10 protein-coding genes are annotated in these 13,814 nt (G+C 54.3%); 3 read left to right on the top strand and 7 right to left on the bottom strand.

Annotated features, from left to right (window positions below; translation table 11 throughout):
• Window positions 1–107: 107 nt before the first annotated feature.
• Together ABX962_RS15415 and ABX962_RS15410 are read left to right on the top strand one after the other, a co-directional pair.
• Window positions 108–1,931 carry a type II secretion system protein J gene (locus ABX962_RS15415; RefSeq protein WP_372720904.1) on the top strand — a complete coding sequence of 608 codons (1,824 nt, stop codon included), beginning with the start codon at window positions 108–110 and terminating at the stop codon, window positions 1,929–1,931.
• Window positions 1,932–1,942: 11 nt separating this feature from the next.
• A complete protein-coding gene (locus tag ABX962_RS15410) occupies window positions 1,943–2,539 on the top strand; it encodes a hypothetical protein (RefSeq protein WP_372720902.1) in 597 nt (198 codons plus the stop codon).
• A 34-nt stretch (window positions 2,540–2,573) separates the two neighbouring features.
• Here the strand turns inward: ABX962_RS15410 and ABX962_RS15405 are convergent, their stop codons facing one another.
• From ABX962_RS15405 to ABX962_RS15385, 5 genes are all read right to left on the bottom strand, one after another.
• Window positions 2,574–3,113 (bottom strand): DUF1697 domain-containing protein, encoded by a 540-nt coding sequence (locus ABX962_RS15405; RefSeq protein ID WP_372720900.1) that lies wholly within the window; start codon window positions 3,111–3,113, stop codon window positions 2,574–2,576.
• A 102-nt stretch (window positions 3,114–3,215) separates the two neighbouring features.
• Window positions 3,216–4,181, bottom strand: coding sequence for a hypothetical protein (locus ABX962_RS15400; protein WP_372720898.1), 966 nt, complete (start codon window positions 4,179–4,181; stop codon window positions 3,216–3,218).
• A gap of 26 nt (window positions 4,182–4,207) precedes the next feature.
• Entirely contained in the window at window positions 4,208–4,378 is a 171-nt protein-coding gene (locus ABX962_RS15395) for a hypothetical protein (RefSeq protein ID WP_372720896.1), read from the bottom strand.
• Window positions 4,379–4,548: 170 nt separating this feature from the next.
• Window positions 4,549–8,562, bottom strand: coding sequence for a PAS domain S-box protein (locus ABX962_RS15390; RefSeq protein ID WP_372720894.1), 4,014 nt, complete (start codon window positions 8,560–8,562; stop codon window positions 4,549–4,551).
• 280 nt (window positions 8,563–8,842) lie between these two features.
• Window positions 8,843–9,667 (bottom strand): response regulator, encoded by an 825-nt coding sequence (locus ABX962_RS15385; protein WP_372720892.1) that lies wholly within the window; start codon window positions 9,665–9,667, stop codon window positions 8,843–8,845.
• Window positions 9,668–10,312: 645 nt separating this feature from the next.
• Between ABX962_RS15385 and prpC the strand changes: the two genes are divergently transcribed.
• Window positions 10,313–11,434, top strand: a complete 1,122-nt coding sequence (prpC, locus tag ABX962_RS15380) for a 2-methylcitrate synthase (protein WP_372720890.1) — start codon at window positions 10,313–10,315, stop codon at window positions 11,432–11,434.
• A 293-nt stretch (window positions 11,435–11,727) separates the two neighbouring features.
• On the opposite strand, the gene ABX962_RS15375 is transcribed toward prpC, so the two are convergent.
• Together ABX962_RS15375 and ABX962_RS15370 are read right to left on the bottom strand one after the other, a co-directional pair.
• Window positions 11,728–12,624 (bottom strand): alpha/beta hydrolase, encoded by an 897-nt coding sequence (locus ABX962_RS15375; protein WP_372720888.1) that lies wholly within the window; start codon window positions 12,622–12,624, stop codon window positions 11,728–11,730.
• A gap of 138 nt (window positions 12,625–12,762) precedes the next feature.
• A partial coding sequence (locus ABX962_RS15370) for a CotH kinase family protein (RefSeq protein WP_372720886.1) occupies window positions 12,763–13,814 on the bottom strand: 1,052 nt, incomplete at its 5' end.

The raw sequence follows: 13,814 nt of genomic DNA, 5'->3' as shown, positions 1-13,814 counted from the left end.
CAACGCTATCAAGCGATGTTCATCATCGACCGCTCGATTCCCGTCGGCTTCATTCCAGGGCAGGAAACGAATGCTCGTAACACAGTCATTTTTGAACGGTTTTACCAATGATGCGAACCTCGAAACCAAAGAACCGAGACTTGATCAAGTTCCGAAACCGAAGCGGCTTCACGCTCATCGAAATGCTCGTCGCAATGGCGGTGACACTGTTGATGATGGCGGGGCTAGCGCGTGCGTTTGCGTACGTGGGTGAACGGGTGCGTGACAGTCGAGGGGATGTCAAAATTTCGAACGACATTCGCGACGTCACCAATCGGATGCGAGACGAGTTGAAACGGTGCACGGTCACACTTGAGCCCAATAACGGCGGCCCTGATCAAGCGGGATACTTTTTGTATTACGAAGGGCCGATGACGAACGCAACTTCGTCTCTATTCGGTCCGTCGGCAACGATCGATGGCCAAATCGTTCCACGTGACGCACGCTACGGCGATTTGGATGATTATTTCGCTTTCACAGCGGTGGCAAAGCCAGGGTCATGGTTTACAGGAAAGGTACCCGAATTCGTTCTTACCGGAACATCGACCGATACCAATCCCGTGGTGATCCGTTCGAAATATGCTGAAATTGTTTACTTCACCAATCCCGATCGAAATCCAACCACCGGCGCGGTGATCGATGCCGATGGTGATAACCTGCCCGACCGCTTGCAGTTGTACCGGCGAGTTTTGTTGATCCGTCCCGATCTAAACCTCGCTACTGGCGGTGGATTGCACCACCTGACCGCCGGTGCTAATTGGCAAACCGGTATGGCAACAATTACACAACAGTGTGATCTGTCGGTACGTCGTGGTCTGAATACAAACGGTACTCAGAACAATACCGTCATTGCCAACTCGCTTGACGATTTGGCCAAGCCGCACAACCGATTCGCTCACGTGCGGGTGCCCGAAGCGACGTTGATGTCAGGTGGCGGCACGACGCGTACATCGATGCCGATTCTGGCACTTGAGCCACCGGTTGGCATCGTCGCGAATGCTTCGACAACCACGACGCCCCCGCTACGTCCCGAAGATTCGGCAACCAATACTGATCCAGTGGTGCTGGATAGTCGCTGGAGCGGGTATCTACGTCGTGAGTTCGTGTTAACGGGGACACGGCAAGGCGAAGATGTGATTGCAACCGATTGCCGCGGTTTGGATCTCAAAATCTTTGACCCCAGCGCCGACTTTCTACTGACTTCCGGAAGCGTCGTCGTGGGGCCTGGCGACGTGGGTTACCGCGAAGCGTTGCGAGATAGCGGCACCCCGACCGAGTTGCAAGGCGGCTTTGTTGATTTGGCATATCCCGTTTTGGCCGGTGGCCCGATCCGAGGATGGCAGGCTCGACAAATGGCGATGTCATCCTCTACCAGCCACAAGGCGAACGATGCGTTCTCGGACACGACCAACGGCGCCGTTGCCATCACTCGTATTCAGAGCACGTTCTCGGGAATATCACCGTCGATAACCAGCTATACCACATCGATTGGTAACAAGACGTACGTGGATTCATTGCTGCTGTCGGGCCGGCTTGTGATCAACACCAGCGGACCGCAGTTAGTATTGTTCCAGCCTGCGTTTGACACTTACACATCTGCCTATGAACGTGACGGCTATCTTCAGGATCGTCGCTTTCAATCCGGATCCAACCAATTCGCGGGAACATTGTGGAAAACGTGGGCCTCGTCCGATGCGGCATCGATTGATCTGGGGGCGGACGGGCTGGACAACAATGGCAACCCCGATGCGGGGGCTGACGATCCTCGCGAACGTGAAACCTCGCCGCCATTTATGACCAAGCCGGAAGCCATCAGCATCACCGTTCGCCTAGAGAACCCTTCGACGCGTCAATTCCAACAAGGCACGGTGGTCCATCGAGGCGATCGCTAACGGAATTTGCAATGTCGTTGATCGATCCGCGATTAGAACGTTCGGTCAACGTCCTCTCGAGTTTGTTCGGGATTTTGCCTGATCGCCATCGCACCTTTGATCTCTCTATGAAAACGCTGCTGATCCCAATCCTGCTTTCACTCGCTGCCGTGTTGCGTTTTGGCTCGCTTTGGGTGGCTTCGAATCACGAGGTCTCGCCCGAGCTGATTCAGGCTCAAGATGCCGCACGGCATGCAGCTCTTTCTCAGCCCCATGACGTGCCCAGCGGGATCCAGTTGCAGCCATTGTCGTTTGATGCGGCCGCTTTGGTGGTCGTGACCAATGGTGAGGATGGTCGGCCGGGACGCGCCGAGGTTGATGATGACTTTAATGGCACCGTTGATGATGCGTCCGAGCGCGGGGCGTTCGGTAGCGATGATGTCTGCGAAGTGTTGGCATCCGGCCAAGCTTCCGTCAATGCGTTGGATTCAAACGTCACCCTGCTCAGCCGCGGCGGTTATGTTGCCGCACCCACGACGGCACACTCCATTGCGGATGATCCGCCTCGCCGCTACATCGTCTCGGGCGGCAACGACGCCGACCGCTGGACGTTCGCGCTCGATCCCTGATTCGTCGATTGCCCGGCGACCCGCTCGGCTTGAGCTAAGCGTCGTCAAATATGTCGGACAAGGCCTGGATGGTTCTGAAGTTTCGGGCGGTCGTCGGCACGCCAAGTTTGCGTTCTAGACCTGCGGCAAGTTTCGAGCGACCGATGCCATCGGGTGAGTGAAGATAGAACACCGTGTCGACCAGTTCGAAACGTTCGCTTGCCGTCGCGAGTTTCGCGAGTGCGTCTAAATCTGGCACGCAAGGGGCTGAATCCAGAAAGAAAAAATGAAGCGTTTGTGCCGCGGCGATCGCGTCAAGAAATGGATTGCTCGCTACGGCGGTGCGAAAGTCATCTTCAGAGAGTAGCAGAATGGCGGGACGAAACCCAAAGTGCTCTTCGATGGCGTCGCCAAGGTGTTTGGCAAGCTTCCGTTTGGATCGGTTCGCAGATGTGAAGACGACGTTACCACTTTGAATGTAAGTCCGCACCGAGCAACACCCAGCCGATTCCAGTGTCGTCCTCAGTTCCACCATCGGCATCTTGTTGTGACCACCGACATTGATCCCGCGAATCAAAGCAATCCAATCAGGCATGTCTTTCCTATTCAAAATTGATGCAGTTAATGAACGAAACGAATTTCGGTGCCGGCGGTGCATGCGAATGACAATTTAGAATTCCGGCGGCATCGGACGACTTCAAACCGATTCGAGGCGAGCAGCGGCGGTAGTGGCATCGCTTCGACGCTCCGCTTGCGGGCTTCTCGATCGCTCCAGCCGGTAACCCAATCCACGCAGCGTGCAGCATACGGCCAACATGATCGCACCCATCAATTGATGGCTCAGTATCATCCCTCCGAAAATCGCAATGGATTCGCTTCCGGGATCCCCGAGAACGGAGAGCAACAGACCGATCTCGAAAAGCGTCAACAGAAAACAGTAGACCACCCAGACGCCAATTCTCGATCGAATCTTCTCGGCCTTCTCACCCAGAGCGATCCAAATACAGGGCAACTTTACGAGCAGGCTGACCATCCCATAGAGCGTAATCGCAAACAATGGCTCGGGGGAGTCGAGCCCGCTGGCATGCAGGGCGCGTGCGACGCTAATGTCTTCGCCCGTCAGCATGCCTCGCCCGATGCCCATGGTCATCGCCAACAGCAACGTTCCGATCATGATGTCACGAATCGCGTAGTTGAAATTTCGGCCGGCGTTCGGGTTGACTTCGGTATCGTGGACGATCTGCCAGCGAAAACATAATGCGGCGATCTTCAATGGCACAAAGCTAGTGATAAATCCGAACGTCCAAAGTGCCGCAGCAGCGAGCATCGATTCGGTATTGGGATATCCTTTTTCAAGCGTGATCCCCCACGCGAAGCCGCACCAGGAAACGACCAGCAGCAGCAACGTCCAGGGAAGCCGTATCCAAAACGTGCCTCGAACCAGGGTTCCCCACACGCAGATGATCGTCAGCTGTGCCGTCACGACACCAATGGCAAGCATCGCAGGAAATGCCTCTTGCAGGCAGGTTGGCGTTGCGACGTCGGCGATGAAGAAGGCGATGCTACAGACACCGACCAGCAGAACCAGCCCGCGTCGACGCCCAACCGTTAGCGTCCTGATTGGCATCCGTGACTTGTCTGTCATGGCGGGCTTGTCTGTCATGGCGGGCTCGTTCACCGTGGTGTTTCCTATCCGAAAAATGGTCGTTTCCGCGTTTTCTGATCGGGGGCATGTTCCGAGTGTAACGCCAACACTCGGATTGGGCCAAAGTCGATGGCATTGGGGCCACACTTTTGGGCCTTGCTGGCGACCGTCATGAAGCGGAGTGTGAATGCAGCCAATGTCGTAACGGCTGTCATCGCGAAATGAATGCACCTCACCCTAGCACTAACACGCTGCGCTCAGGGTGCTACCGGTCGTAATGAATTGGAAACTCCTTCTCACCAGCGTTGTCAGCAAATTAACGTGCGAGTGCCTCAGAGGATGTCGAGATCACGCGAGACGAATCGCGTCCGTCAGCGGGTGGACGCTACTTACCGGCGTGTTCACAAACCGAGCGACGGGCGAGTTCTGCGAGACATTTGTCCATCGTCGATTTCAGTTGAGTGGGATCGAAGGGTTTTGCGAGATAATCATCCATCCCGGCCGCCAGACATCGCTCTCGGTCGCCTTGAATGGCATTTGCGGTCAGTGCCACGATGACAATCCCACTGTCGGCCCCATTTTTCGTCTCCAGTTCTCGGATTCGTTTCGTCGTCACAAATCCATCCATCGTAGGCATTTGGCAATCCATCAACACAATGTCGTAGGGCTGCTGCTCTAACGCCGCGAGCACTTCGCGGCCGTTTTCGACGACGTCACAATTCCAGCCAAATCGCAGCAGCATTTCACGCGTAAAGAGTTGGTTGATTTTGTTGTCTTCGGCCAACAGGATGCGGGGTCCCGAAGTCCGCTTTTGCATCGCCGGTTTGGGTGCCACGGGTTTGGCGTCCGGTGTGGGCGAAACGTCCGCTTCGCAGAGTGGGAATTTGGCCGTAAACCAAAATCGTGATCCCACACCCTCGCGACTTTCGACACCAATTTCTCCGCCCATCTTCTCGACAATGGCTTTGCAAATCGAAAGCCCCAGCCCCGATCCGCCGTACTTGCGATTGACGGAACTGTCGACTTGAGAGAACGACTGGAACAATCGATCGAGCCGGCTTTCAGGGATGCCGATGCCTGTGTCGGTGATCGAAAACAGGATGGTGGTCTCGAGGTTGGATTGGTTTTGACGTTCGGCTCGCAGGTGAATTTCGCCTTGTTCGGTAAACTTGATCGCATTGCTCAACAGATTCACCAACACTTGCCGCAGTCGATGGCTATCCCCGACCACTCGCGACGAAACGGCGTCATCGACCGTATGGCAAAGTTCGAGATTTTTGTCGCCCAATCGCGGAGGCATACTCAGCACGACATCGTCAAGCAATTCATGCAAGTCAAACGAGTGATGTTCAAGCTCCATACAGCCGGCTTCGATTTTGGAAAAATCGAGCACATCGCTAATCAATTCCAGCAGCGCCTTGCCACTACTTTGACAGGCACTGACGAAGCGACGTTGGCGGTCATCTAGCGGCGAATCGGCAAGCAACTCGGTCATGCCGATCACGCCGTTCAGCGGTGTCCGCAATTCGTGACTCATGCTTGCCAAAAATTCGCTTTTCGCAGTACTCGCCCGCTCGGCTTCGACCTTTGCAGCCATCAATGCTTGTTGGTTCTCGCGACGCTGAGTGATGTCAATTTGGGTAACGATGAAGTTGCACAATACACCGGAGTCGTCAAAGACCGGATCGATCTTCAAGTCGATCCAGATCCCATCCCGTGATTTTTTATAGACAAAGACTTCGACGGCGACACTTTCTCGCTTTTGGATCTTTTCATCGATTGAACGCACCGTATCAAGATCGGTATGTTCGCCGATCAAAAAATCCTCAGGTTTTCGTCCCACCACCTCGGACGCCTCGTATTGAGTCATTTGCGTAAACGCTTCATTGACCCACTCGATGTAACAGTTCGCATCCATGATGAACACGGAGTGTTGCGTTTTGCTGGCGACTAATGAAAGTTTCGAGATCAATTGATGAGATTGTTGTAATTCGTCCTCGGCTCGTTTTCGGTCCACAAAGACCCCGACGGTGTCGGCGATCGACGAGAGTGATTCGAGCGTGTTTATTTTTGGAGGATGCTCACTAAATAATGCCATCACGCCGACCACGTGCTCTCCCACGATCAATGGATATCCGGCAAACGCAACGAGGTGATGCGTTTGTGCCCATTGCAGATCCTCGAGTTCAGGATCGCTTTGCAAGTGGTTGGTTAAGAAAGGTCGGCCGCGTTCGGCCAAGCGACCGACGCAGCCTTGGCCCACAGGAATTTGCGAATGATCTCCGTCACGATGCGTGTATAACCCTGCGCTGGCTTGTAGTTCCAGCACCGTTTGTCCTGGATCGATTGTCCAAATCCGTACGAAGGATACCTGCAACCGGTCGACGATCGCTTGGCAACACGTTTGCAAGCCGGTACGCAGCAAATCAGCACGCGACAATGCGACTGAGACGTCGGCCGTCAACATCGCCAAACGATTGCGTTCGGCCAGGACTGCTTCGTTTTGTTTTCGCTCGGATATATCTCGCACCACGGTGACGAACCGTGGCGGTTCATCGTCCGGCGCGATGTATTGCACAAACAGATCGACCGGGACATCGCGTCCGTCCTTTCGCCGCACCACCGTCTCGGCACGCTGCATGGTGGTTTCGCCCGACTTTAAACTGACGGTCATCCGCTGCAAATCATCTGCCGACATTCCTACGTCAATGTCCCCTGGTCCCATCTGGTACAACTCTTCGGGCGAATAGCCCAATAGTTTCGTGGCACCGTGATTGACGTAGTAGAACCGACGGGTTTCGGGATCGACCATGAACACCGAATCGTGAGTTTGGTCCAATGTTGTTTTGAATTGATTCAGTTCAATTTCGTGTTGCTTCCCTTGAGTCAAATCGACGTGACTGCCAACCAGCCGATATGGACGAGTATCACCGTCGCGGCAAACGGTAAAGGCGCGAGAGAGCACATGCACATAATGCCCGTCCTTGTGCCGGATTCGACATTCGATTTCAAATTTGTCGATTTCTCCGCGAATGTATTGATCGAGTCTCTCGGCGACGGTTTGTCGTTCATTGGGATGTAACAATTCGAGCGCCGCGTCAGCGTCGTCGCCAATGTCATGGCGTTGGTAGCCCAACATCTCAAGGAATCGTGGTGAAAAGAATACTTGGTTGGTTTCCAGGTCCCATTCGAAAATGCCGTCGTTGCATCCGAGCATCAGCACGTTGAACTGTTCGCGACTGACATGCAGCTCTTTCTCAAGTGCATCTTGCTTCGCCAATTGCTCTTCGACTTTCTGCTTGGCTTGATTCAAATCAGCCGTACGCCGGTCGACCAGCCGCTCGACCATTTCGGTTTTGTGAAACAGATAGGCTGCAAACACACTCAAGAAGACGGACGTCAGCAGTCCGAGGAATAACGTCGTACGTGGGGTCGAAGCGCGACGTATGTCGATATAGTCGGCGTTTGCCGTGCAATGAAGCGTCCAGGTCCGCCCGGCTTGTTGGATAAAACCTTGGTAATAAGGAGGTGCCGGTCGATTTCCCGCCTCCCATTCCGCCGATGCGGATTCAGCGGAAGGTGTTTGGGCAAGCCGTGATTTGTGTAAATAGGCCGGACGCGTGTCACGCGGCGCCGTGTTTTCATACAGTTCGACTTCGATTCCCGCCGGGGCTAATGGCTCGAGCGCATTTTCGAGGACTTGATCCAGACGCAATCGTCCCACCACAAACCCTTTCAACTTTGGCGACGATTTTATTTCGGAAGATTGGTCGCCCTGCTGATAGATCGGCGACACCAACAACACCTGAAACCGTTCCGCCGGGTCGTCGCTCGAAAGCACCGGGGATGCCGTGACGTGCTTGGACGCCATCGCGATCGCAAACGTATCCCGCAACGCAGGGACATAGTTTAAATCTTCGCCCAGCTCGACTCGCGGGTTGTTTTCGGGATATTTGTAAGTGACCGGAAAGTACGTTTGACGCTGCGACGCGGGCTGCAATTGCCCGTCCTCGCCACGCTGGACAATGCGTCGGGCTGGTTCGGAATCAGACCCGCCCTGTCCAGCCTCACCCTGCTCATAGGCCGATCGCTGCGGGGCATCGACATGCTCGACCCAAGTGATGGCATCGAAACCGACACGTGCAGGTTCCATCTGGTCGACAAAACGCAGAAATTCACTTTGATCGACACTTTGTGAACTGCGGTAAAGCGCGTGGACCGCGCGAATCAGATCGATCGGGCGAGCGAATTCGGATTCAAATACCGCGACGCGCTCTTGCGCCGCCCGTTGAAATCCCATTCGGATGGCGTTTTGATCGAGAGAGCGCATCTGATGATGCAGGTAATTGGTGCAGATCACTCCCGCGAAAAACAGCACCAATGGTAGATACCATTTCATCGATCGACTTTGCAGGATCGGCATAAAGAGGAAACGTCCTGGAGCGACAATCGTCGTCTTGTTTTAGATAGGGCGTGATGCCAATGGTCAAGCGATTGTCCGGAGACCTCTCGGAATCATTGAATCGTCAAACGTAAACTTGAATTTGCAGCGTTGGTGCAGTTGCAGTGATGCAGTCGACTGGTTGCTTCGATCATTCTATCTGGGTAAATCCTAAAGGATTTGTCTTGGTTTTCCTACCACATCGACCAAGGAATCGCCGCAGCACGTCGGGAAATCCCTAGGATGCCGCTACTGCAGCTTGACTCTGCTGCTTCAAAATGGGGACATATTCAAGGCACCGATTCACTTCGATGCGTAAATCGTCGACCAAGCTGAGGATCGGGTCCAATTTTCCCGCTTTGCCAGCCGATTCGAGTTCAAATGCAATCGCTTGCAATTCGTGTGCGGCCAAAATTCCGGCAATCCCTTTCAAGGAGTGTGCGGTTTCGCCAACCGCGGCGACGTCACCTTGTTGTACCTGGGTCGCAATTTGCTCGAGCCGGGCGACGCTATCTTTCTGAAACGATTGGAGTAGCAATTCGGCGAACGAGAGATCGCCCATACAGCGGTCGAGAAACTCTTTTTCGCAGATCGGTGGCGAATCGCAGGCGTTGGCTGTCTGTCCGGCTAGCGGTTCGGACTTCGTCGTGACCGACTTGATGATCGCCAACCATTTCATCACAATTTCTCGCAACTGCTGAGGACTAAAGGGTTTGGCCAGATAATCGTCCATACCGGCATCAAGACAACGCTGGCGGTCCCCCTTCAGTGCATTTGCAGTGACCGCGATAATCGTCGACACCGCTTCGATCACCCCCTCGGATTCCATTTGTCGAATCTGTCGGGTTGCGGTAAACCCGTCCATGATGGGCATTTGGCAATCCATCAAGATTAAATCGTATCGCTCTGTTTTGATCTTCGCGATCGCTTCGACGCCGTTCAACGCAGTGTCGCATTCCCAGCCCTGGCGGCCGAGTACCTCAAGTGCGAGCATTTGGTTAATATCATTGTCCTCGACCAGCAAGATTCGCACTGGATTGGATTCGTTCGCTGCCGGTGACATGGCTTGCCTCTTTTTTGTCGCTGGTTAATTCATGCCGATCGGTACGGCATCCGTGCAATGTCCAACAGTTTCGATTGCAATAATACTTAGTTTTTCATCGCTGAATTCTACAAATCGCCTCTAATTCCACCGCCGCGGGCCTATTAGACGCCACCCAGTGGGACTAGTGAAGCTATACAAAAGTTCAAGCCCCGAGTTATCGCGGGTGTAATGCTCTGTAATTCCATGCATCGTCGCCTGGCGCGGCAAGACTCGATGAATGATCGTTCATTTCACATTGGTCGGTTTGGTCCGCGTCTGCGAGCGTTTGTAATCACGTTGTCGTTGAATGTGTTGATCTACTTGGTGGGGACGCTCGGTTGGGATGATCGTTTTAACCGTGGGTTAGGGATGAGGGTTTCCCACTGCAGTCCCACAAACGTAGGCCACAAAAATGGGGACAATCACGTTCGGGGGGGAATTTCCGGACAAAATCGCGATTGAACTGTCCGCCGCAGGGTGGATCCGGGCCGTTGGGGCGTTTTACCGCTAGCAGATGTGAACGTGAAATTGTTTCAAATTTTGCTGGATCCGGTCACTTGCATCCGCGTAGGATAAAGGATGTAGCGGTAAATTGAATCGTGTTTTCCTCGTGAGGGATCCGTCATGATTACCACATCCGAAGCTGGATTGGCAGGCGTTGTTGCGGGACAAACCGCCCTCAGCACCGTGGGCAAGAAGGGATTTGGGCTGACCTATCGAGGCTATTCGATTGAGGATTTGTCGGAGCACGCCACTTTCGAAGAAGTCGCCTGGTTATTGCTTCACGGCGAATTGCCGATGTACGAACAATTGGTTTCGTTTTCCGAAGACTTGCGAGTCCGTCGTTCGCTGCCCGACCACTTGAAACAGATTTTAGAGATTTTGCCTCGCACGTCGCATCCGATGGATGTTTTGCGGACGGGTTGTTCAGTGATGGGGTGTTTAGAGCCCGAGGAATCGGCGGAGCAAGAATACGAGATAGCGATGCGACTTCTGAGCTCGTTTCCATCGATGCTGTGTTATTGGCATCATTATCACCAAAGTGGTCAGCGAATCGAGGTCGAGACGGACGACGACAGTATCGCGGGGCACTTTTTGCATCTGCTGCATGGCACTCCGGCGGCCGAGCATCTTTGCCGCGCCCTCGATGTGTCATTGATTCTGTACGCTGAACACGAATACAACGCGTCGACATTCGCGGCACGGATTACCGCGTCGACGATGTCCGATCTGTATTCGGCCATCACCACAGGCATTGGCACGCTGCGTGGTCCGCTACATGGCGGTGCTAACGAGGCATCAATGGAGCTCATTGAATCCTATGTGAACGCCGATGCAGCGGAACAAGGGGTGATGGACCGACTTGCTGCGAAACAAAAGATTATGGGATTTGGGCATCGCGTCTACAAAACGGTCGATCCTCGTTCGGACGTGATCAAGCGTTGGTCGCACACGCTATGTGAGGAGACCGCGCTCGTGCCTCTGTACGAGATCTCTGAGCGGATTGAAGCGGTGATGCGTCGTGAAAAGGGGCTCTTTCCCAACCTCGATTTTTATGCCGCAACGGTGTTTCATTGTCTCGGAATTCCGACAACCATGTTCACGCCGCTGTTTGTATTTGCCCGCACAGCCGGCTGGTCCGCTCATGTGTTTGAGCAGCGCGGCAACAATCGTCTGATTCGCCCCGCCGCCGAATACAACGGTCCCGGCCCGAGAGTGTTCGTGCCGATCAACGAACGAGCATGACCGCAAAAAACGTGGGATCGGCTTCCGGGGGTGTCACCAGCATGAGCGAAGTCCCCCGTAGCGAAACTCGTCAACGACTTGTTGATTTATTGAGCCGCTCGCGCGCGTCAGCGGCCGGGTCCCACGCGGTACCCGGTGCCTCACGGGCCACGGCTCACCATTGCAATTCGCATTTGGACAAAATCAACAAGCCGTCAAGAGTTTCGTCGGATCTTTTTGATTCCGTACTTCAACGCAGAGGAGTAGCAAAAACGCGATCGCTCCTTCACAGGCTAGCAGCCTGTGCTACAGCTCTACTTCAACGTCGGTTCGCCTTGTAGGTATCCCAGCGATGCCAAGAATCGATCCATGGCTTTGACGGTAGCTTGATAGTATTCGGATTTCCCAAAATTGAAGAAACCGTGCCCTTGGTCTTCGTACAGATGCAAGTCACAGCGTCGTCCGTTGGCTTCCATGTTCTTTTTGAATCGCTCGGCGGTTGCAACTGGGATCAGATTGTCTTTGGTGCCGAGAAATACGATGGATGGCGGTGTCGTTTCGCTGATGTTGTGCGCCGGTGAGATGTCTTGCCAATAATCTTTGACTTTATGATGCGACCAACCTCCGACCGGTCCGTTGTCAAATACGGGATTGAACAGCACTAATGCGTTGGGGATGCAGTTGACGCGGGTGTCTTCACCTTCTTCGTTGAACGCATCGGTGGTCGCGGTCGCGGCGGCGACATGTCCTCCGGCTGAACCTCCTCCGGCGATCACTTTGTTGGGATCGATTCCCAATTCGCTGGCGTGTTGGCGTACCCAGCGGATTGCGGACTTGCCATCTTTGACACATTCTTTGGGTGTCGTGTTGTGCTTGCTCTTGATCCGATATTCTGCGGCGATCGCCACGATCCCTCGTGAGGCGAGGTACTCGCAATGCGGATAAAATTGACTGGGACTGCCACCGACCCAACCGCCTCCAAAAAAGAACACTGCGACCGGGCGTGAATCGGTCGCTTTGTGGTCGGCGGGTTCAAAGACGTGCAATTTTAGCTCGGTGTCCTCGAGCGTCTTGTAGACGGGTTGTTTGTCGGGCGAGAAACCCTTGGTTTCAAGTGCAAGTGCAGGGAGGATAGAAATCGAAACCGAGAGCACTGAAAGAAAAAGCACCGAAAGCAAGAGCACAGGGAAGCGGTACGACAGCGTTTTCATGGTGAGAATGGTTTACGTTAAGGAGGGAAACGAATTTCAACCCGATAGTGTAGTCGATTCTTACGGGTCTCGCGTCGTTATCAAAACGACGCGAGACTTCATCGGTCTTTTCCCCAAAATCAACGCAACCCACGGAGGCTAACGTTTTGACTTCAAAAATTTGCTTCGCTCGACCGCAAATTTTTGTAGAGACATCGGTGCGGTTGAATCCTCGGCAAGTTCTGCGACGGATCGTGTCGCGGTGACGAACGCTTCGGTCGAATCGAGTTTGCGAGTGTCCGCTTTGACAACCGGGGCGATCAAGTCGCGATACCCGTTGACAACAGGCCCGAGCGTCGACCAATCAAGTGATTCGTTGGCGATCTGCGCGACGTACTGCATGTAACGCTCACGCAACTCTGGCACAGCCAGCAATCGACTTCGCAGCGGCATTCGTTCGCTATCGAGTCCGACCAGCGGATCCAAGTCGACTCCGCCGTGTCCAGGGCCACCGGGGCCACCAGGACCTCGACGTCCATCGCGGCCGCGTCCTTCGCGTTCTGGAGGGCCACCGGGCCCTTCAGGACCCGCAAGAAAGTCTTCAAATCCAGGGGGCGGACGAAATCCGCCAGGGCCACGATCTTGGGGACCTCGGTCGCCGCGATTCCCCTGATCATCAGGTCCTCCAGGTCCTCGGCTGCCGGGACCGCCGGGCCCACGTCCATGCCCCGACAACGCGAACGCTTCGTTCATGTCGTGCGGCACGAGATGAAACTTTCCATCCGCGTCGAGAAAAATGCTGTAGTCGCTCGCACGTGTCCAGTAGCCGTCGCCATTGACCAACGCCACGTCTAGCGCCAAGAACTTCAGCACCCCGTCGATATCGAGGATTGGATCGAGTGCCGATTCCAATTGATCCAGCGGAGTTTCGTTTAGCGTTTGGCAAAGTTCGATGAGTGCTTTCCAAGCCTTTTTGCCATCGTTGGACTTCATCTCGAACCGTGATTTGTATTCATCGAGATCCGTGCCGAGATATCGCAGGCCTCCATCGGCGCCCGGGTTCCCACTGACTTTCCAACGCGTCCCCTTCGAGTCACCAAAGTTTTCCTGCAAAAAGAGTTTGTCGAATTGTTGGACGCTGACGTACAACCCCCAGCTTTCACCATTGATCACGACGTGCACAAAGTTCGCTTTGGGCGTAGGGATATAAT

The sequence above is a fragment of the Novipirellula sp. genome, assembly GCF_041583735.1.
Lineage (GTDB): Bacteria > Planctomycetota > Planctomycetia > Pirellulales > Pirellulaceae > Novipirellula.
This window is presented reverse-complemented; position numbering and strand designations above follow the sequence as displayed.